Origin of the sequence: Commensalibacter communis, assembly GCF_947179015.1 — a bacterium.
Taxonomy (GTDB): Bacteria; Pseudomonadota; Alphaproteobacteria; order Acetobacterales; family Acetobacteraceae; genus Commensalibacter; species Commensalibacter communis.
In genome coordinates, this window is the sequence record NZ_CAMXCM010000002.1 from 99,244 (window position 1) to 118,797 (window position 19,554).

22 protein-coding genes are annotated in these 19,554 nt (G+C 37.9%); 11 read left to right on the plus strand and 11 right to left on the minus strand.

Features of this window, described 5'->3' with window-relative positions:
• Nucleotides 1–10 precede the first annotated feature (10 nt).
• The 6 genes from PQG54_RS05225 to PQG54_RS05250 are packed head-to-tail and all read right to left on the minus strand — an operon-like array spanning nt 11 to nt 3,332.
• The gene (locus PQG54_RS05225; RefSeq protein WP_271789830.1) at nt 11–736 is read right to left on the minus strand and encodes a glycosyltransferase family 2 protein; all 726 of its coding nucleotides are present in this window, start codon (nt 734–736) and stop codon (nt 11–13) included.
• A gap of 24 nt (nt 737–760) precedes the next feature.
• Nucleotides 761–1,267, minus strand: coding sequence for a F0F1 ATP synthase subunit B (atpF, locus tag PQG54_RS05230; protein ID WP_271789829.1), 507 nt, complete (start codon nt 1,265–1,267; stop codon nt 761–763).
• A 14-nt stretch (nt 1,268–1,281) separates the two neighbouring features.
• Nucleotides 1,282–1,890: a F0F1 ATP synthase subunit B family protein gene (locus PQG54_RS05235; protein ID WP_271789828.1), complete on the minus strand. Its 609-nt coding sequence runs from the start codon at nt 1,888–1,890 to the stop codon at nt 1,282–1,284.
• A 13-nt stretch (nt 1,891–1,903) separates the two neighbouring features.
• Nucleotides 1,904–2,137, minus strand: a complete 234-nt coding sequence (locus PQG54_RS05240) for an ATP synthase subunit C family protein (RefSeq protein ID WP_034339894.1) — start codon at nt 2,135–2,137, stop codon at nt 1,904–1,906.
• A 54-nt stretch (nt 2,138–2,191) separates the two neighbouring features.
• The gene (locus tag PQG54_RS05245; RefSeq protein ID WP_271789927.1) at nt 2,192–2,941 is read right to left on the minus strand and encodes a F0F1 ATP synthase subunit A; all 750 of its coding nucleotides are present in this window, start codon (nt 2,939–2,941) and stop codon (nt 2,192–2,194) included.
• 43 nt (nt 2,942–2,984) lie between these two features.
• Nucleotides 2,985–3,332, minus strand: a complete 348-nt coding sequence (locus tag PQG54_RS05250; protein ID WP_271789827.1) for an AtpZ/AtpI family protein — start codon at nt 3,330–3,332, stop codon at nt 2,985–2,987.
• A gap of 148 nt (nt 3,333–3,480) precedes the next feature.
• Here PQG54_RS05250 and PQG54_RS05255 point away from each other — a divergent pair, with 148 nt between their 5' ends.
• Nucleotides 3,481–3,630, plus strand: a complete 150-nt coding sequence (locus PQG54_RS05255; protein ID WP_271789826.1) for a hypothetical protein — start codon at nt 3,481–3,483, stop codon at nt 3,628–3,630.
• Between the two features lie 104 nt (nt 3,631–3,734).
• Here the strand turns inward: PQG54_RS05255 and PQG54_RS05260 are convergent, their stop codons facing one another.
• The gene (locus PQG54_RS05260; RefSeq protein ID WP_271789825.1) at nt 3,735–4,505 is read right to left on the minus strand and encodes a hypothetical protein; all 771 of its coding nucleotides are present in this window, start codon (nt 4,503–4,505) and stop codon (nt 3,735–3,737) included.
• Between the two features lie 226 nt (nt 4,506–4,731).
• Here PQG54_RS05260 and PQG54_RS05265 point away from each other — a divergent pair, with 226 nt between their 5' ends.
• Nucleotides 4,732–6,213: a peptide MFS transporter gene (locus tag PQG54_RS05265; protein WP_271789824.1), complete on the plus strand. Its 1,482-nt coding sequence runs from the start codon at nt 4,732–4,734 to the stop codon at nt 6,211–6,213.
• 30 nt (nt 6,214–6,243) lie between these two features.
• Here PQG54_RS05265 and PQG54_RS05270 read toward each other — a convergent pair whose 3' ends face one another.
• Nucleotides 6,244–7,599 (minus strand): MATE family efflux transporter, encoded by a 1,356-nt coding sequence (locus PQG54_RS05270; RefSeq protein ID WP_271789823.1) that lies wholly within the window; start codon nt 7,597–7,599, stop codon nt 6,244–6,246.
• Nucleotides 7,600–8,057: 458 nt separating this feature from the next.
• Complete coding sequence (locus tag PQG54_RS05275; RefSeq protein ID WP_271789822.1) at nt 8,058–8,861, minus strand: SDR family NAD(P)-dependent oxidoreductase; 804 nt, start codon at nt 8,859–8,861, stop codon at nt 8,058–8,060.
• 291 nt (nt 8,862–9,152) lie between these two features.
• Here PQG54_RS05275 and PQG54_RS05280 point away from each other — a divergent pair, with 291 nt between their 5' ends.
• From PQG54_RS05280 to PQG54_RS05310, 7 genes are all read left to right on the plus strand, one after another.
• Complete coding sequence (locus PQG54_RS05280; RefSeq protein WP_271789821.1) at nt 9,153–10,358, plus strand: MFS transporter; 1,206 nt, start codon at nt 9,153–9,155, stop codon at nt 10,356–10,358.
• Between the two features lie 33 nt (nt 10,359–10,391).
• Nucleotides 10,392–11,501, plus strand: coding sequence for an S-(hydroxymethyl)glutathione dehydrogenase/class III alcohol dehydrogenase (locus tag PQG54_RS05285; RefSeq protein WP_271789926.1), 1,110 nt, complete (start codon nt 10,392–10,394; stop codon nt 11,499–11,501).
• 189 nt (nt 11,502–11,690) lie between these two features.
• Nucleotides 11,691–12,341, plus strand: coding sequence for a guanylate kinase (gmk, locus tag PQG54_RS05290; protein ID WP_271789820.1), 651 nt, complete (start codon nt 11,691–11,693; stop codon nt 12,339–12,341).
• A gap of 18 nt (nt 12,342–12,359) precedes the next feature.
• Nucleotides 12,360–13,805, plus strand: a complete 1,446-nt coding sequence (rfaE1, locus tag PQG54_RS05295) for a D-glycero-beta-D-manno-heptose-7-phosphate kinase (RefSeq protein WP_271789819.1) — start codon at nt 12,360–12,362, stop codon at nt 13,803–13,805.
• Between the two features lie 30 nt (nt 13,806–13,835).
• Entirely contained in the window at nt 13,836–14,981 is a 1,146-nt protein-coding gene (locus PQG54_RS05300; RefSeq protein ID WP_271789818.1) for an AGE family epimerase/isomerase, read from the plus strand.
• A gap of 69 nt (nt 14,982–15,050) precedes the next feature.
• Nucleotides 15,051–16,556 (plus strand): replicative DNA helicase, encoded by a 1,506-nt coding sequence (locus tag PQG54_RS05305; RefSeq protein ID WP_271789817.1) that lies wholly within the window; start codon nt 15,051–15,053, stop codon nt 16,554–16,556.
• Between the two features lie 22 nt (nt 16,557–16,578).
• Nucleotides 16,579–16,896, plus strand: a complete 318-nt coding sequence (locus PQG54_RS05310; protein ID WP_271789816.1) for a hypothetical protein — start codon at nt 16,579–16,581, stop codon at nt 16,894–16,896.
• 176 nt (nt 16,897–17,072) lie between these two features.
• Here the strand turns inward: PQG54_RS05310 and PQG54_RS05315 are convergent, their stop codons facing one another.
• On the minus strand, nt 17,073–17,558 hold the full coding sequence (locus PQG54_RS05315) for an SMI1/KNR4 family protein (RefSeq protein ID WP_271789815.1): 486 nt from the start codon (nt 17,556–17,558) through the stop codon (nt 17,073–17,075).
• Nucleotides 17,559–17,647: 89 nt separating this feature from the next.
• On the opposite strand from PQG54_RS05315, the gene PQG54_RS05320 reads away from it, so the two are divergent.
• Both PQG54_RS05320 and PQG54_RS05325 read left to right on the plus strand, forming a co-directional pair.
• Nucleotides 17,648–18,283 carry an FMN-dependent NADH-azoreductase gene (locus PQG54_RS05320; protein ID WP_271789814.1) on the plus strand — a complete coding sequence of 212 codons (636 nt, stop codon included), beginning with the start codon at nt 17,648–17,650 and terminating at the stop codon, nt 18,281–18,283.
• A gap of 110 nt (nt 18,284–18,393) precedes the next feature.
• Nucleotides 18,394–18,951, plus strand: coding sequence for a DUF4385 domain-containing protein (locus PQG54_RS05325; RefSeq protein WP_271789813.1), 558 nt, complete (start codon nt 18,394–18,396; stop codon nt 18,949–18,951).
• Between the two features lie 52 nt (nt 18,952–19,003).
• On the opposite strand, the gene PQG54_RS05330 is transcribed toward PQG54_RS05325, so the two are convergent.
• Nucleotides 19,004–19,549 (minus strand): hypothetical protein, encoded by a 546-nt coding sequence (locus PQG54_RS05330; RefSeq protein ID WP_271789812.1) that lies wholly within the window; start codon nt 19,547–19,549, stop codon nt 19,004–19,006.
• Nucleotides 19,550–19,554: the final 5 nt, after the last annotated feature.

Sequence of the window (19,554 nt, forward strand, 5' to 3'; positions counted from 1 at the left end):
TTTAATATAATTAATGTTTTGTAATTTTCTTGGGCAGACGAATTCGATTCAACAACCAAATTACCCCCAGCAAATCACGAATCCCAACCAACGCTCTGTTGAAATTCGTATATTTAGACACTCCATTTAATCGTTGTCGATGATGAACCTCGTGACAAACCAAAGGTACTCCGTAATGCCCCAATAAAGCAGGCAAAAAACGGTGTAGCCCTTCAAAATGTGGTAATTTCACAAAATCATCTCTAAGAAATAACTTCATTGGCGCGCCAGTATCTACACAACCATCTTTGAGTAAATTACGTCGCAAGCCATTGGCAAAAGTCGTTGCAAAACGACGAGAAATATTATCATTTCTCTTTAACCGAACCCCAACCACCAAAGGCTCTCGCCCTTTATGTTGCTGGGACTTTTCCCACATGGAAATTATTTCTTTGGGATCATCTTGCCCATCCCCATCCATTGTTGCAATCCACTGACCTTGTGCCGCAGCAATAGCAGTTAGTAAAGCACCAGATTTTCCACAACGTTGACTATGAGACAAAATTACCAAAGAAGGTAAAAAACTATTTTTAACTTCTATCAGTTGATTTAAGGTTTGATCTGTACTTCCATCATCAACAAAAATCACTTCACATTCAGGAAGCTTTGGAAGCACATCCGCTATTTCCCGACATACAGGAAAAATATTTTCCGCCTCGTTTAAAACCGTAACGACTATTGAAATTACACTGGCCATTGGACCCTAACGAGACGAAAAAAATTAAGCAACGTGACGATCTGCAGCAAGAGCTTTTGGTAAGTCAGCAATTGCATTGTCAATCAAAGAACTATCTTTTTCTTCTGTTAATACAGAAGAAATCACTTCATAAGCAGCCTTGACCGCAATATCAGCTGCCTCACGACGAACCGTATTAATCGCTTCTTGCTCAGATGCTGCTAAGCGAAGGCGAACCAGCTCTTCGTGGCGGTGAGCAGCGGCGTCAGCTTCTTTTTTAGCATTCTCAGCAATACGCTCTGCAGCCTCTTTGGAAGCAGCCAGCATTTTTTCAGCTTCAAGCTTTGCAGCTTCATGCTCTTTCTGAGCAGCTGTATAAATCTCTTCAGCCTCACGACGTAGACGGCTAGCTTCTTCAAGTTCTTGTCTGACTTGGTTTGTTCTGTTATCCATAGCCGCAGCCAAAGGACGCCATATTTTTTTACCAAAAAAGACAAAAAACAAAACAAAAGCAAGCGCAGACCAAAATCGAGGGTCGTTTAATAAATCCATTTTCTCTCTGCCTACTAAGACTTTGCTGTCAAAACTTGTTGCACGGTCTTATTAATGAGATCGCCTTGGACGTCCTCTTTTAACAATTGTTTCAACAAACTTTGTGCGACATCTTTCGCCATTTGATCAACTTGTTTCAAAGCACCATTACGCGCTTCAACAATACGAGTTTCTGCTTCACGTGTTTCATTGTCAAGACGAGCTTGCAATTCTTGCATTTGTTTCGCAGATGAAACCCTTGTTTCTTGGATAATTGAATCGATTTTTGCTTGTGCTTCTGCTGCTGCTTCACTGCGTGTTTTATTTAACGCTTCTACAGCTTTATCTGCCTGAGCTTTTGCTTGCCTAGCAGAATCCATATCCCCATCAATTTTTGAACGGCGATTATGAATAACTTGTTCAATCTGTGGAATAGAAAAGTATTTTACAGCAAGAAATAAACAAAAAAAGATGATTAAAACCCAGATAACCTGAGCCATAACCAACGGGTTCTTAAAATCCATCTGGGGCATGCCAGCAGCCATGGCATTCGTGGACAAAGCAGGCGCCAACAATATGCTAAGCGCCCCCCCAGCCACGAGAGACGCCACCAGACGGGAAAAGCGGGCTGAAAAGCGTCTCACGTAAAGACCCCCCTTACATAAAGAGAATAAGGAAAGCGATCAGTAGTGCATAAAGCGCAACAGCTTCCGTGAGAGCAAATCCCAACATACCCAAACCAAATACGTGAGGGCGAGAAGCTGGATTGCGAGCAATACTGCTGACGAGGGTTGCAAAAATATTACCAATACCGATACCAACACCAGACAATGCGATAACAGCTAAACCAGCACCAATTTGTTTTGCGGCTGTAATAAGGGTAAGATCCATTTGATTTCTTTCCTTGATACTAAAAAAATAAATAAAGTTAATACGAAACTGAAGTTAATGCTCTATTGCTTCTTGTAAATACATACAAGTCAAAATTGCAAAAACATAGGCTTGTAATGCACCCACCAATAATTCAAGTGCAATCAACGCCACATTCAACAAAATAGGGAGAATCCCCAACGGGCCACCCAATGCCAATCCCAATCCTGTGGCTAACAAAATTGTAAAACCAGCAAACATTTCTAACATTACGTGTCCAGCAACCATGTTCGCAAACAAACGAATTGATAAGCTGATTGGTCTAGACAAATAAGATAGAATTTCAATAGGAACAAGCAAAGGTGCCATTGCAATCGGCGCCCCTGCAGGCATAAAGTGAGCAAAAAACTTCAATCCTTGGTTTTTTAACGAAACAAGAATTGATAAAACAAACACCATCAAAGCCAACGTTACAGTCACAACAATGTGACTAGTAAAAGCAAAAGAGAATGGCAAAAGTCCCAAATAGTTACCTGTTAATATAAAAAAGAACAGTGCAAATATAAAGGGGAAGAATCCTTTCCCTTTGGCGCCCATCGTTCCAATAGCCATACCATGAATAAATTCATAGCACATCTCGGTCGCGCTCTGATAACGACCAGGCACAACCGCCTTTTGACGCATTCCGAAATAAATCGCTACAGGAACAATAATTGCTGCAATGACCATCATTAATTCGGACTGAGTAAAATAAACACCCAATCCACCAAAGACTTCATGCAATTCAAATTGACCGAGTGCGTCTATCTTGTGACCGGCCACTATTTTTCTCCCAACACCAAATCGAATCTCTTACAAAGCAACAAAATCATTTTGACTTTATATCACCAGGTTTAACAATACGCCAGACATTAAGCACCCCCGCACCCATTCCTAAAACTGAAAATATGATAATAAATAATGGACGAGTTGATAACCAATAGTCCAATCCATATCCAATCATAACCCCAACTAAGAAAGCAGAGAAAAGCTCTACTCCTGACCTTAAAACGAACTTCCATAAATCATTATCGCCCTCATAAGATTGAGAGTGATCCTGCTTTTTCGAAGGATTCAATCGTGATTCAAAATCTTGTAATTTCTTATCAAAAGAATCGAGCTGTTTCTTTTTTGCATCTTCTTCCAAAGATACCCCCTCCTCTTTCTTCAAATCCATGACAAGTTAACTCAGTTCGTAAAAAAGACTATTTACGCAAGAAAGGCAATATTTTTTTTATATTTCTCACAGCTAATTCATCACATTTGCAAATCGGCAACTACTTGGAATATTATTTAAAGAATATTAACACAGCAATCTACTCTTTATGGATGAAAAACCTGTACAATTCCAAATGACGAATTTTAAACTATTAGACCTTTATTTACATTCATTGATGAATAAAGAAATTGCTGATTACTGGTACGATGAAAGTATCGTTACGATGGAAGAATTATCCATTATCATCCTATGCTGATAATTTAATTCCTGCCTTGCATCAAATAATCGTTTCTATATTGCCTTTTATTCACAAATTAATCCGAATTTTAACCATTTAAAGATTCGGATTAAATAAAAAACCTATTGCGGAATATAATCATAAGCTGGGCTACCAGCAGGAGCACCAAAAGGGGGTGCGTTAATTTGTAATAATTCAACCATACGATCTTTTGTTTGACCAATGAGGCGAGCTTGCAATGCTTTACCCATAGACGTAAAGCTACCCATTCCTCGAACAAACAAAGAAACACCTGGTTGCAAATCAAACCCTAGCTTTCCAATATCTGAGGGACGAATATAAACGACGGTGCCATCCTTCAACACAACACCCATTACTTGTCCTTGCAAATTATGCAGTAATTGCGAGATTTGTCCTTGTACAAATAAATCAGGCCCTGTAATTGGTACTGGCGAGAACCCTGCCTCTGGACTATCTTCTTGGACTGTTAAACCTTTTTGATTTTCAATCAAAAAGGCTTGTAACAAAGGCAAATGTCGTGCTTTTAATCCGCGAATAGTAACTTCTTGTCCTGGACGAACAAATGTTTTAACAGCTTCACCAAACATTGTGGAAAACATAATTTGAGTACCATCATTCAATAACAACCCTCCTAAATTCCCATAAGGTGTTGGTAAATATTGTTTGACGTTTCCTTTAATCGCTGGCAACACCGATAAATCCATTATATCGACCGAGGAATTTTGGGTATTGCCAGATGATGTATTAGAAACTGGCTCTTTTTTGTGTATTTTTGCCCTGGCATTATCAATATGTGTCACCATTAACATTGTTCCCATCAAAAGATAGGACACAGCTTGTAACCATTTATTTTTTTCTATATTAGAAAACATCTTTATCTTCTCAAATTCAAACACTTCAAAAGAGTATAATAGCCATATATTAATCTGTTTATACAATATATTCGTAATTTGTTTATAAAATATATTTATTTATAGGATTATATACATACATATTCATAGACTTTACCAAAAAATCAGTAAATATTGAAATAAATCAATTATTCAACAGCTTACTTCAATTAATTCATTTACCACTTAAATCTAGGCATCAATAGTAATGGCATCGACTTTATTAAAACAGAAAAACAATGCCTTTTCAGTTGTTTTATTTATCGAGCTTTGGGAACGCTTTGGCTATTACGGTATGCAAAGTATATTGGCATTGTTCCTCAGCCAACATATGAAATTCAGTGATTATGATGCCAATCTCTTAATCGCAGCTTTTGGTACGATGACTTATGCTGCCCCTGCCCTTGGGGGGTGGATTGGAGATAAGATCTTAGGCAACCAAAGAGCCATGTTATATGGCAGTATTATCCTTGCCTTGGGGTATTTGCTTTTGGCTTCTGCCATGCATTATACAGGCGGCATTTATATTACCATGGCGATCATCAGCACCGGGAATGGTTTATTTAAACCCAATGCTGCCACGCTGGTTCGACGTATTTATGAGGATGATGATAGTCAACTGGATGTTGCTTTCACACTTTATTATATGGCTGTGAATGTTGGCTCAACGGTTTCAATGTTATTATGCCCGTATTTAAAAGATCACTATGGATGGGATGCTGCGTTTATCGCCTGTTTTGTTGGATTATTATTGGGGATTATTAATTATTCATTGACCAAAAAAAAGCTTGTTTCTTATGTATCTTCGAAAGATCAACAACCGATCTCTGCCTCTATCTTAACCTATATCTTTTTAGGGATCATTGCTTCTATTGCTTTAATCACCGTGATTATCACGTTTCCAAAGGTGGCTCAATGGTGCGTGATTGGCGCTGCGATCCTAATCTTAGCATTATGGGTGCAGATGTACTTTAAAATTGATTCCACCTATCGTTCAGGTCTTAGGATTGTCTATTTATTGACCTTTGAAGGCATGCTCTATTATGTATTTTATCAACAAATGTCAACCTCCCTGACCTTTTTTGCACTACGTAATGTGGATTTGTCGTTTTCAATTGGATCTTACCATTTATTCAACTGGTCACCAGGACAGTTTCAGGCCTTAAATCCGATCTGGATCATGCTCCTTAGCCCGATCTTGGCTAAACTTTATGCAACTCTTGGGCGTAAACAAAAAGATTTTTCGATTGCCACTAAATTTATCGCTGGCTTTTTCTTTGTCGCTGTTGGATTTTTTATTTGGTGGATGGCATGTGTTTATACTCAAACACCACATGTATCCTCTTGGGTAATGGTGGGTGGTTATTTCTTTTTATCTTTGGGGGAGTTATTAACTAGTGGCTTGGGTCTTGCCGTTGTAGCACGTTATGTTCCTGCATCTATTAATGGATTTATGACGGGCTCTTATTTGATGGTATCAGGGGTTGCAATGTATATTGGTGGAATTATTGCCAATATTGCTGCGCCACCAGACATGAATAATCTTAGTTCTGAAAAAACATTAATTATTTACCAAGGATTATTTTTAAACTTATTGTGTTTGGCCGGGATTGCTTTGGTAATTCTATTATTATTCCTGCCCATATTACGAAAATGGAACAAACAATATAAACAGGATATGTTGAGATAATAAAAAAACATTTACTAAATATGAATTAAATTATATCGGTTTATCCATTCGGATTGTTTTCATCAGATAGAATGTGCAACAAACCGCCATAATCCCAAAAGGAACAACCCCCAAGGACTGTCCAATTAATACTCCTTGAGGACCATAAGACGCACCATAAATCACAAAAGGTATCGTCCCCAAAGTTGCCCGACCCCAATTAAAAAAGGTAGCTAACAAAGGATATCCAAGATTATTAAACGCCGTATTCGAAACAAATAGCATCCCTAAAAACAAATTGTTAATAATAACCCAATTGCAAAATAAACGCATCAATGCCTCACCCTCTGCTTTTAAGGCAAACATTTTTACAAACAGATCTTGACCGATATAAAAAATCCCCCAAGCGCAAAAAACACATAAACAAACGAGTTTTAAAGAGACAACCAGCGTTTCCTGCATACGCTCCCTAAGCCCAGCACCGAAATTCTGTGAAATGATAGGCCCAACCGATCCCGTTAGCGCAAATACAAAGGCAAATGCTACGGGGATCATACGATCAATAGCTGTTTGACCAGAAATGGCATCACTATTAAAATTTGACATCGTGTGAATGACAAATAATCCACCCACAGGGGTTGCTAAATTCGTTAAAATTGCAGGGAAAGAAATTTTTAAAACTTTAAACGAATCAGAAAATATATCATCCCAATGCGGTTGTTCTATTAATTCATAACGTTTTAAACTGTAAAACCCCAACAAAGCCACGCCTAATCGAGAGCAAATTGTACTAATTGCTGCCCCTTCTAAGCCTAAATTAAAAACGAGAATGAATATAGGATCTAAAATTCCTGCTATGAAGGCACCAATGATTGTCACATTCATTGAGCGTTTGGCATCCCCCACAGCCCTTAAAAGACCTGATAACACCATGCCCAGCGCAATTAAAAATAAAAATGGCGAAACAATCATCACAAAATGACTAGCTTGATTTAAAACGGCACCTCTAGCACCTAAAAGATATAAAATTTCACGATTAAAAATTGCTACTAATAACCCAATAATAATCATTAGAAAGGTTGTGAATATTATAAAAGATGTCACCATTTTCTTGGCACGTTCTGGTTGACCCGACCCAATTAATCGTGCCGTAATGACGACGGCACCAATAGACATGCCAATACAAATGCCCATTTGTAAAAATCCAATCGCATTTGCAAAGCCTATCGCCGCTGTATAATGAGAATTACCTAACCTAGAAATATAAAAAAGATTTAAAAAATCAACAAGGAATACAGCCATTAATCCAACCGTACCCGTTCCAGCCATGACAACCACATGTCGCATGATGGAGCCCTCACAAAAACGCGGTTTGTGAAACGCTTTTGTACCAGCAGACATCTTCATCGTTATCAAACAACCTTATTCAAGAAAATATATAATAAATCGCCACAACTGTATCAGCTTTTAAGAATAATGATGATCTTTTTTTTCAAGAATATACTTTAATAACAACCACTGATAATCTTAAAATTTATAACTAAGATATAAAATAATCATCAAAAATTATATGTTGTTTACAGATATATCCTTTATTGACTTAATCTTATCATTTTTTTCTTTATGTTTTTACGCTCATAAGAAAAAATAAAAGAGGTTATTGATTATTCCTGTAAAATTAGTAGCAGGATAGACATCATTTGCCTCTTTATCCCAATCGAAACATACAATATCCAACATTTATTTATATTAGCTTTTTTTAAGCAAAATACACACAACCTTAAAAAAGCTATTTTAGCTCGGAATTATTTAACTTCAGAAACAAAAGCAATCAAGTCTACTCTTTTTATATTTTCACCTTATAATTAGCGTTTATGTTTTTTCTCTAAATAGGGTAAGTAAAATTTTTCTAACCAAGTTACAGGTAATAAATCGAGCATTCTGGTCAATATAAACATCCACATTGGAAATATAATGCGCCTTTTTTTATTCAACACGCCTCTTACAATTAATTTTGCTGCTCGATCTGCACTCATTAATCCTGGCATGGTAAATTTATGATTAACCGTCATTGGGGTGCGAATAAACCCACAACAAACGCTCGATAAATAAATTCCTAAATTTTCCAAAGACCCACCGCTTGAAACCATAAATCGATCTACTGCCGATTTTGATGCACAATAAGAAGGCGCCCAAGCGGAATTCACAAACCCTGCCACCGATGCAACCGCAGCAATCCTGCCACGAATATTTTCTGAATTACGGTTTTGTTGGCGCATGACTTCAATGGCTGGCAAGACTGTATTTAAAACGCCATCAATATTCGTTCGCATAATTTGACGAACTTTATCAGAGCTTTCAGGCAATGTATGTTGAGAGGTTGTATCCGCTGTTCCAATCGAAACCCCTGCACAAGCAAACACAAAATCCAAATGACCGACAGAATAAATCCATTCTTCCATTCCTTGCTGATCGCAAACATCCAGGATTTTCATCTCTACAACAGCCCCTAAAGATCTACATTCATCGGCAATTTTTGTTAATGCTGTATGATTTCTTCCTCCTAAAAATAAACATACATTCGGGGCAGCAAGAGTTGCTGCCACCGCACGACCTATCCCAGAAGAAGCCCCTGTAATCAATATTGAATTCAATTGTATATTGCGCATAATGACCATTTTAAAAACATTAAATATAATGCGAATATACAATATATTCTCTAGTTTTTAGCATAGAAAATAAGACGATAATAAGCTTATCTATCAAAAATTTCTGGCATGAGTAACATACAAACCAAGCAATAATATTACATATATATTGATCTGTTTAAAATAATTACAATAGAAATGCCGCAACACTGAAATAACAAACTAGCATAGTTGTGATTTGCTGGAAAATTTAAAACTATCTAACGTGAAATTTCGTTTCGAATTAGCCCTATCAAATCAAAGGATAAATCTATGAAAAAATGGTCTGCAAACCAAATCAACACTGTTTTTGCTGCCCTCAGCAGTTGGGGCTTAGACGCCTTCGATTTCTTTTTACTTGTTTTCGTCATTGATGATATTGCGACCAGTTTTTCTGTTACTAAAAAATCCGTATCTATTGCTATTTTCTTAACATTAGCCCTGCGCCCCGTCGGTGCTTTTTTCATTGGAAGGCTGGCAGAACAATATGGCCGCAAACCTGTTTTAATGGCAAATGTGGCTCTGTTTTCGATATTAAGTGCTTTATCTGCTTTTGCACCCAACTTAATTATCTTTCTATTAATCAGGTGCGTTTATGGTGTCGCGATGGGAGGAATTTGGGGTGTTGCTTCTTCTTTAGCCTTTGAAACCATTCCTAAAGAAGCAAAAGGATTTGTTTCTGGATTATTCCAAGCTGGGTATCCTTTGGGATATTTAACAGCATCCGTTGTGTATGCATTATTCTTTGATGCTCTTGGGTGGAGAAATCTATTTATTATTGGTGCTTTTCCAATCTTTCTTGTTGTTTATATCCAATTTTTTGTGCAAGAATCTGCGGTATGGTTGGCATCCAAAAACCAAGCAAAAGCAGAACGAACCCGTATTTTACCAGTTGCTATGAATAATTGGCAAATATGTTTATTTGCAATCATTTTGATGACATGCTTTAATTTATTCAGCCATGGTACTCAGGATTCTTATCCTTTATTCCTCAAAGAACAGCATCATTTTACACCTCATATTGTTGGTGGAATTGCAATCGCCTATAATATCGCCTCTATTATGGGAGGAATCTTTTTTGGCAGCTTATCTCAAAAGATTGGACGCTCTAAGACAATTGCGCTGGCAGCAGGCTTATCTTTATTTGCGATTCCTTTATGGGCGTTTTCAAATGACATGATTTTGCTGGGAGTAGGTGCCTTTATCATGCAATTTATGGTGCAAGGAGCTTGGGGCGTTATTCCTGTATATTTAAACGAGTTATTACCTGCTAGCACGCGTACCGTCCTACCTGGATTCTTTTATCAAATGGGGAACTTGTTCGCATCAGCGAATTTAATTATACAAATTTATATTGCCGAATATTTTAACAATAATTATGGAATTGCTCTTGCTATCGTTGCAGGTTTTGCCGCAATTTGTATTATGATCTTAATGAGATACCGAATGACACATCCTCAACTGGTGCCTCAAGAATAAAAATATAGACTTAAAGGATTAAAATTGGAATTTATTAAAACTCGCGCTGCTGTTGCATGGCAAGCCCAGCAGCCACTTTCAATCGAAGAAGTTGATTTAATGCCTCCTCAAAAAGGAGAAGTCCTGATCCGTGTTGTTGCAACAGGGGTATGTCATACAGATGCTTATACCTTATCAGGTGCTGATCCAGAAGGGATTTTTCCAGCTATCTTAGGGCATGAGGGTGCAGGCATTGTTCAAGCTGTTGGTGAGGGCGTTACCAGTGTTACCGTAGGGGATCATGTCATTCCACTTTATACGCCTGAATGTGGACAATGCGAATATTGCTTGTCTGGTAAAACCAATCTATGCCAAGCCATTCGTGTTACCCAAGGCAAAGGATTAATGCCTGACGGAACGACACGATTTTTTAAAGATGGTAAGCCTATATTTCATTATATGGGTACATCGACTTTCTCTGAATATACAGTTGTTCCCGAAATTTCTGTCGCCAAAATCAGCAAAGATGCTCCTTTGGAAAAAGTATGTTTATTAGGATGTGGCATTACTACTGGCATGGGTGCGGTTACCAATACAGCCAAAGTCCAACCAGGCGACACGGTTGCTGTTTTTGGTCTGGGTGGCATTGGTCTATCCGTCATTATGGGGGCAAAAACTGCACAGGCAGGTCGTATTATTGCAATTGATATCAATACGGATAAATTTAATCTAGCTACAAAGCTGGGAGCTACTGATTGTATTAACCCAAGAGATTATCAAGAGTCTATCCAAGACGTTATTGTCAAATTAACCGATGGCGGTGTCGATTTTTCATTTGAATGTATTGGCAATGTTAACGTCATGCGCTCTGCTTTGGAATGTTGCCACAAAGGATGGGGCGAATCGATTATTATCGGTGTTGCTGGTGCTGGCGAAGAAATCTCGACCCGTCCTTTCCAACTGGTGACAGGTCGGGTATGGCGCGGTTCTGCTTTTGGTGGTGTCAAAGGACGCTCGCAGCTTCCCAATATTGTTAATGATTATTTACAAGGTAAATTCCAGCTAGATGACTTTATTACGCACGAGTTGCCTTTGGATCAAATTAATCAAGCATTTGACTTAATGCATGCTGGAAAATCTATTCGAACGGTTATTCGTTATTAACTAAGAATTATTTATACCCCTTGGTCGAATAACCAAGGGAGCAATCATAATTTTATTTATATGTAGTAAAAATTCTTTTGCTTACATCTTGTGTTGATTATCTCTATTTATCGTCACCTTACTTACTTTATGAAATACATAATTTCTGATATAGATAACCATCAAACTGATGCGTCGTGGAGGAATTTTATGTCTGAGCTATATTCTAACCCTGCTGAACCCACCCAAAGAAGAGGAATTTGTTTTGTACTTTCTGCGCCTTCTGGTGCTGGAAAATCAACCATTGCTAATGCACTTAGAGCTTCTCAGAAAAATCTATTTCCTTCAATTTCTGTAACCACACGCCTGCCTCGTCCAGGGGAAATTGACGGCGTTCATTATCATTTTATCACCAAAGAACAATTTAATCATCAGGCTGATAGTGGTGAACTTTTGGAATGGGCAACAGTTTTTGATAAAGGCTATGGCACGCCTAAAGCCCCCGTTGAGCAACAATTAGCTGAGGGAAAAGACCTGATTTTTGATATTGATTGGCAAGGTCAACGTCAAATCAAAGCAGCATTACCCGATGATGTGGTTAGCATCTTCATCCTCCCCCCCTCTTTAGAAGAATTAGAAAAACGCTTAACCAACAGAGCATCCGATCACGCCGATGAAATTCAAAAACGTATGCGCGCTGCTTTGAATGAAATAGAACATTGGGAAGAATTTGATTACGTCGTTATCAACAATAAATTAGATGATGCGATTATGCAAATTGAAGCAATTTTAACAGCTGAGCGCTTAAAAACCAAACGTCAGAATTTTTTACATAGCTTTACTCACTCTTTCACTCTCTAAGGTTCGAAAGTAATCATCATGGACTTTTCCAAGGTAACGATTTTATGTATTGGTGATGTTATGTTGGATCGTTTTATTTACGGAAGCGTGCAACGTATCTCCCCTGAAGCACCTGTACCAGTTTTACAATTAAACGATAAAAAAGAAATGCTCGGTGGTGCGGGAAACGTAACCAACAATATCTTATCTTTGGGAGGCAAAGCCATCTTAATCGGGCTTATTGGACAAGATGAATATGCTGTGAATATTAAAAACCTTACCCAAGCACAAAATATTACGGATCATTATTTGGTCAAATCGCAATATCGCCCGACAATTTGCAAATCTCGATTTATAGCAGCCAACCAACAAGTTATTCGTGCTGATGAAGAAAGTTTAATCCCACTGCATCACGAAGAAGTATCGCAGTTACTGCAATCAATTGACGAAGCAATCTCCAAAGTAAACGCCATTATCATTTCTGATTATGGCAAAGGCGTATGTCATCCTATTGTGATGAAACATACAATGCAACAAGCCAAGCTGCATCATATTCCTGTTTTCGTTGATCCGAAATCATCTGATTTTTCACTCTATCAATACGCAACCTGTGTAACGCCAAATACGAAAGAAGCCAGCACTGCCGTTCAACATCCTTTAAATAACGATCAGGATTTTGAACAAGCAGGCGAAGCATTACTCAATGCAACGCAAGGACAAGCTATTTTGATTACACGTTCAGAAAAAGGCATGACCTTGATAGAACGTGGCAAACCAGCCACAACCATTCCCTCTCGTGCCAGGGAAGTTTTCGATGTTTCTGGTGCTGGGGATACAGTGATTGCAACCCTGACTTTGGCCTATGCTGCTGGATATGATTTGACAGAAGCGATGCATATTGCCAATGCTGCCGCCGGGGTTGTTGTTGCCAAAGCGGGAACCTCGACCACAACAATTGCTGAAGTGTTAAATGAACTTAAAGCACAAGATCCGCGCAGTTTTTCTGAAACGATATCTCCTTCTCTACTTCATCCAAATCAATTATTGGAACAAGTCAAGTTATGGAAAAAACAAAAACTTGTTGTTGGATTTACCAATGGATGTTTTGATATTATTCACCCAGGTCACATTGCCTTGCTTAAAAATGCACGGGCGCAATGTGATCGGCTCATTGTTGCCCTTAACACAGATCGCAGCATCAAAGCTCTGAAAGGCGAACAAAGACCCATTAACGATTTGACCAGCAGATCCCAAGTCATGGCTGCAATACGATATGTTGATGCCGTAGTTGCTTTTGACGAAGACACACCTTTTAATCTGATACATCTTTTTAAACCAGAGATATTGGTTAAGGGCGCTGACTATCAGAATAAAGAGGTGGTTGGTCGGGATATTGTTGAACAAAATGGTGGAAAAGTTATTCTGGCAGAGTTACAAGAAGGCTTCTCGACAACCAATATTATTGATAAGATTGCGAGTTCTTGAGGTTTTGACGTTATACATTATGGAAATAAAATGAACATTCCCCATCATATTCACAGTCAATATGACCGATTTACCCGTTGGTTATTTGATTCTGCCTTTCCTTATTGGGGAACTATTGGTGGGGATGGCTCTGAACAAAAACCATTTCAATGGGGTGCGCATGAACAATTGAAAATGGACGGCTCTCCTGATTTACCAGGATATAAACGCCTACGCGTCCAAGCACGTCAATTATACAGTTTCACCCAAGGGGCTTTGTTGGGCTGGACACAAGCCAATTCAATCACCGAGCAAATTTATAATTTCATGCAAAATGCCCAATTAGGTGAAGGACACTGGGCAAAAACTTTGACACGTGAAGGCAATATATTAGACTCATCTTCTGATTTATATGATCTTGCTTTTCTCGTTTTTTCTTTGGCATGGTATGCTCGCCTCAGTAAAGATCAGAGACCGATTCAACAAGCTCGACAAACAGTCCAATGGATTGAACGCTTTATGGCGTATCCTCAAAGAGGGTATAAAAATATTGTACCTTTCATCTCAGGATATAGACAACAAAATCCACACATGCATTTGTTAGAGGCAATCTTGGCTTTGTATGAGACAACAGGCGAAGAGCAAGACCTTGTTATGGCGCACAAGCTGATTGATCTTTTTGAGACCAATCTATTTAACCATCAAGCAGGTGTTTTAGAGGAATATTTTGTTGAAAGTTGGATGCCTGTCCCTTTTCCGCCTATCACCGAAGTAGAACCAGGTCATCAATATGAATGGATTTGGTTATTATCTGAATATGAACGGTTAACGGGTATAAGCCATAAAACTGAAATGCAACGCATGTATGATTTTAATGAACGTCATGCCGTCGATCAACTCACAGGTCTGGTGGCTGATAAAGTGCAAAAAGATGGTACCTTAGTGAATAAGTCTGCTCGTCTATGGGTGCAAACAGAAGCAATTCGTGCAACTAGTTTGATGCAAGATGAAAAAAGTTATCAACATCTTAGTAAAATCGTCAATAATTTATTACGACGTTATTTTAAGAACTGTCCAAATGGCACTTGGCAAGATCAACTAACGCATTGTTATCATTATAACAACACCAAAATTCCGACCAGCTCATTTTATCACATCGTCAGCGGGTATATGCAACTGCATCACACTTTACAATAATCCACATTATCCACAGATTTCCCCACAATTCACACCAGACAAAAATTCTTTAAAGTGATATTATAAAACGTGACTAGTTTAGAATCGAAAAAAGATATATCCTCGCCATTATTAGGCATCTCTCAACGTTTGCCTCCAGCCAATATTCAGGCGGAACAATCCTTGCTTGGGGCTTTGTTAACCAATAATAAAGCCTATGAAAAAGTTGCTGAATTTTTAATTAGTGAGCATTTCGTCGATCCGATTAATGGAAAAATCTATGATGCCATTGTCCGCCGTATTGAGGCAGGGCAAATTGCTGATGCTGTTACCCTCAAAGCAGAATTTGAACATGCTGGAATCTTGGATGAAGTTGGTGGAATTGCGTATCTTGGGCAGCTCTTGCAATCGATGGTTGGAATTATTAATGCCAGAGACTATGGTAAAACCATCCATGATGCATGGATAAGAAGGCAGCTGATTGATATTGGCGAAGATATCGTCAATGGTGCGTTTGAATCTAATACTCAGATCACTGGATCAGATCAAATCTCGATTGGAGAAGAAAAGCTTTTTAAATTAGCTACCCATAAAGGGCAAGAAGGTGGATTTGTTTCCTTTGAGAATGCCCTGACTGAAGCGATTAACATTGCCAATCATGCTTTTTCGAATTCAAGTGGGGTTGCTGGGCTATCAACAGGTCTGAAAGATTTAGATAAAAGAACGGGTGGTTTGCATCCTGCCGACCTGATTATCCTTGCAGGTCGCCCGGCGATGGGAAAAACTGCATTAGCCACTAAAATTGCCTTTAATGCAGCTAAAAGTCTATTACGAAATGCTGAAACTCAAACTAATTTAAACAAACCTATTGGCACAGTGGCTATTTTCTCTTTGGAAATGTCATCTGAACAATTAGCCACTCGTCTTTTATCCGAAGAATCCAGAGTATCAAGCGAACGTATTCGCCGCGGTGAAATTGGACAAAAAGAGTTTGATAAATTCGTTCAAGTCAGCCGTGAACTCTCACAGTTGCCTTTATATATCGATGACACCCCTGCAATCAGCCTGTCTGTCATGCGCACACGTTGTCGTAGACTTGCAAGAACCAGAGGATTAAATTTGATTGTTGTGGATTATCTTCAACTGATGCGCCCATCTGTTGGCAGTCGCCCTGAAAGCCGTGTGTTGGAAATCTCTCAAATTACCCAAGGATTGAAAGCCTTGGCCAAAGAATTTGAGATCCCTGTTATTGCTTTATCCCAGCTTTCTCGACAAGTGGAAAATAGAGAAGATAAACGCCCTCAACTGTCTGATCTTCGTGAATCTGGATCTATTGAGCAAGATGCGGATGCCGTGATGTTTGTGTATCGTGATGAATATTATTTACAGCAGCGTATGCCTAAGCCAATTGCCTTTGAAAGCGAAGACAAATACCAAATCGCTTTGGAAAAATGGCAGGCCGATATGAATAAAGTCCATAACAAAGCAGAATTAATCTTGGAAAAACAACGTCACGGTCCCACAGGTAAAGTTGATCTGTTCTTCGAAGGGGAATTCACACGCTTTAGCGATCTTGACGACGTGCATGATTTTTAGAAGGAATGTAAGGAAGTAAACTATGAATAAAGAAGAACTCGATTTATATATCTTACAATTTCAAGAGCTAAACCACTTATTAAAAAATGAATGGTTGGATATAAAAAAATTATTAGAAGAAAATAAGATCAATTTATCCACGACATCTTTTATTTCATTTGACGAAGATGAAGATGGAAAACAATATGGAATTCTTCTTACTAAAGAAAAAGAAATCGTCACTTTTGAAATAGATAAAGATAATCATATTTTAATTCAATTTATCACAGATCAACAAGAATTAGAGCAGCTACAATATAATGATCCTAGCGTTACAGCTGCTCTTATTCACTTTCAATAAATTACAATTATATTAATTGCTCTTATTTTAATAATGCCAATACTTCTTTACCTTTTTCTGATAGCTCCAATCTTTTCAAAGTATAGGAATTATACGAAAATATTTTTGGATTTTTTAAATAAGCCTCTAATAGCGCTTCAGAGATAGGTGTGGATATGTTTTTGCAGTCACCTTCATCACTTTACTCTTTCTTTGTGAACGATCCCTTCTAACAATTCCTGAAATGAATTCGCAATAAATGGTAGATCAACATTCTGAGATAAGTAAGTATTTGGTTGCTTCATATCCAAATACAAATCGTGCACTTCATGATCCCAGTAGTGAATCTTACCATTAGTATGCAGGCATAGCCAATCACTCTCATTCACTAACGCAATCGCCATAACATCTTCTGGAATTCGATCTTGATAGTCATAATTGACAGAATATATATCTTCTTGCTCGTCCTTACAGAACCCTAAAATGATATCAATCGATATGTCATCCTCACCAGCAATCAGATTTTCTTTTACAGGAAATGCAAATTCTTGATGACATTCGACGACATTATATTTCTTAAGAAAATTTTTGTAGGAGTTTTCAAGAAACATCCCAAAATCTTTTTCTAATTTTTGAATTTTCTTATCAACGATACGACAGACTTTATATTTAGACTGAAACATCTTTTAACTCTTTTATGATCTAGCCGTTATTTTGACAAAAATATACACTACTAATCAACCAATTTATACATTTAGAGAGAGATTAACTCATGAAAATTATGCATATCGATACAAGCGCAAAAATTGCTGAAAAATCTAATTCCCGCATGTTAGGTCAATTCTTTATTGAACAACTAAAAATACAAAATGTTGATCTTGATATAGACTATTTAGACCTTACTAAAGATGTGCAGCCTCATCTAACATCAGAATTTGTTGTGGCAACTTATAAACCCGAAAATGAACGCACGCCAGAGATGAAACAAGTTCTGGCTGAATCTGATGCAATGTGTCAACGTGTTCTCGATGCTGATGCTTTGGTCTGTGCCATGCCTATGTATAATTGGACTATTCCTGCTACTTTTAAAACATTTATTGATACAATTATCAGAACAGGCGTTACTTATGATCTCTTTCCTGATGGCACGACAAAGGGAAAATTAATTGACAAAAAAGTCTTATTTATTACCACCCGTGGGGCTGATTTACGTGCGGGTGCCTTTCAACATATGGATGCGATGACCCCTGTATTAAAAGCCTCTTTTGGATTTTTAGGTGTCGACCACCCACAATTTGTAGATGCTCAGCCCTTGCAATTTTCTGATCAGGAATCTCGTTTGCAAGCATTAGCAAGAGCAAAAGAAGAGTTGACAAGCGTTGCTAAACAGTGGGCATCAGAGTTGTGAATCAAAGATTATTAAAAAAGCGAATATATCTTATTTTACAGTTCTGAAATTAAATTCTATACTATAAAGATATCAAAACTCAATTTTATAGCAGATAAGAAGGAGTGATTATGGTCATAGAGAATTGTTCTGAGCCTCCTCGAAAAAAAAGTCGCGTAAAAAGTAAGAGTTTTGATTACTCGTTGGATTTTAAAAAAATTGATTTCAGAGAACGCCCTGAACTCTATCGAATAGGTAAAGGGGAACAGGGTGTTTTATCTGTCGAACCCTATAAATCAGAAATCCTGCCCTATTGGCGCTTTGCTACTGTTGAAAAAGCAACGGAAAGCAGCAATAAAATTTACGATTTGTTTGTAGAATACATTAATAATCAAGATTTTATTGGCGCTGATATGGCCAGAAAATTCCTGCAAATGGGTTATACACGCGCCCGACGTTATGCAAACCATAAAGGAGGAAAAAAATATGATGGTCCTGTACCAATTGATAAAAAAGGTCTAAGTGGTTCTCATGGTCGTCAAGAACTTCCAAGAGCTGCCGAAGACGAAGTTAAAGCAGAGGCTGCACGTATTTTCAAACAAAAATGGGATGATGCGCGGGCAAATTCAGACTATCTCGCTTTAAAAGAGATTTTTTTAAACCGTTTTACTGAACGTAATAATGAATAATATTTGCAGTATCAAAAAAATAACCAAAATATTATAATAATTATTTAGAAAATTAATGCTCTTCTACATCACCCTGCACTAATTGAACTGAATTCACTTTTCCAGCAGTTATATTAACAATGCGATAGAATATCCCATTACCCTGACCAGCGATATTCGTTAAATCAGAAGAATGGTCATAAGAAGAATAATCTTCTTTATTCTTTACCACAGGGATATTCATGACGAAAATCCACTTTCCCTCTGGTAAATTTGTCAGTTTAAAATCCCCACTTGCATCACAAGACACCGTAAAAGCGTATTCATTCATGCGAGGATCAAAATTTTTAACCTTTTTGATATCTCGCATTTTCACTTGCAACGCCTCTACAATATAGGGGTCATAAGGATAGTAGGTGATTTGTTGTCCCGCACAAGTTTTCATTGTCCCATCTGCTTCACGATATATTCCCATACCAGCAACCTTGGCAGTACCGACATTTTTAGCCCATTGAACCGTTGAGGGCTTGAACTGGCTTTTAAATTGATACTCTTTAGCAAAAGCTGAATGGCCAATACATACAGAAGCTAACAAAGCAATGAAAAAAGTGCGTTTCATAATCG

What these genes read in the sequence shown, in the direction of transcription:
- PQG54_RS05225 (WP_271789830.1), bottom strand. Translation starts at nt 736, where the DNA reads ATGGCCAGTGTAATTTCAATAGTCGTTACGGTTTTAAACGAGGCGGAA.
- atpF (WP_271789829.1), bottom strand. Translation starts at nt 1,267, where the DNA reads ATGGATTTATTAAACGACCCTCGATTTTGGTCTGCGCTTGCTTTTGTT.
- PQG54_RS05240 (WP_034339894.1), bottom strand. Translation starts at nt 2,137, where the DNA reads ATGGATCTTACCCTTATTACAGCCGCAAAACAAATTGGTGCTGGTTTA.
- PQG54_RS05250 (WP_271789827.1), bottom strand. Translation starts at nt 3,332, where the DNA reads ATGGATTTGAAGAAAGAGGAGGGGGTATCTTTGGAAGAAGATGCAAAA.
- PQG54_RS05255 (WP_271789826.1), top strand. Translation starts at nt 3,481, where the DNA reads ATGGATGAAAAACCTGTACAATTCCAAATGACGAATTTTAAACTATTA.
- PQG54_RS05260 (WP_271789825.1), bottom strand. Translation starts at nt 4,505, where the DNA reads ATGTTTTCTAATATAGAAAAAAATAAATGGTTACAAGCTGTGTCCTAT.
- PQG54_RS05265 (WP_271789824.1), top strand. Translation starts at nt 4,732, where the DNA reads ATGGCATCGACTTTATTAAAACAGAAAAACAATGCCTTTTCAGTTGTT.
- PQG54_RS05270 (WP_271789823.1), bottom strand. Translation starts at nt 7,599, where the DNA reads ATGAAGATGTCTGCTGGTACAAAAGCGTTTCACAAACCGCGTTTTTGT.
- PQG54_RS05275 (WP_271789822.1), bottom strand. Translation starts at nt 8,861, where the DNA reads ATGCGCAATATACAATTGAATTCAATATTGATTACAGGGGCTTCTTCT.
- PQG54_RS05280 (WP_271789821.1), top strand. Translation starts at nt 9,153, where the DNA reads ATGAAAAAATGGTCTGCAAACCAAATCAACACTGTTTTTGCTGCCCTC.
- gmk (WP_271789820.1), top strand. Translation starts at nt 11,691, where the DNA reads ATGTCTGAGCTATATTCTAACCCTGCTGAACCCACCCAAAGAAGAGGA.
- rfaE1 (WP_271789819.1), top strand. Translation starts at nt 12,360, where the DNA reads ATGGACTTTTCCAAGGTAACGATTTTATGTATTGGTGATGTTATGTTG.
- PQG54_RS05300 (WP_271789818.1), top strand. Translation starts at nt 13,836, where the DNA reads ATGAACATTCCCCATCATATTCACAGTCAATATGACCGATTTACCCGT.
- PQG54_RS05310 (WP_271789816.1), top strand. Translation starts at nt 16,579, where the DNA reads ATGAATAAAGAAGAACTCGATTTATATATCTTACAATTTCAAGAGCTA.
- PQG54_RS05315 (WP_271789815.1), bottom strand. Translation starts at nt 17,558, where the DNA reads ATGTTTCAGTCTAAATATAAAGTCTGTCGTATCGTTGATAAGAAAATT.
- PQG54_RS05320 (WP_271789814.1), top strand. Translation starts at nt 17,648, where the DNA reads ATGAAAATTATGCATATCGATACAAGCGCAAAAATTGCTGAAAAATCT.
- PQG54_RS05325 (WP_271789813.1), top strand. Translation starts at nt 18,394, where the DNA reads ATGGTCATAGAGAATTGTTCTGAGCCTCCTCGAAAAAAAAGTCGCGTA.
- PQG54_RS05330 (WP_271789812.1), bottom strand. Translation starts at nt 19,549, where the DNA reads ATGAAACGCACTTTTTTCATTGCTTTGTTAGCTTCTGTATGTATTGGC.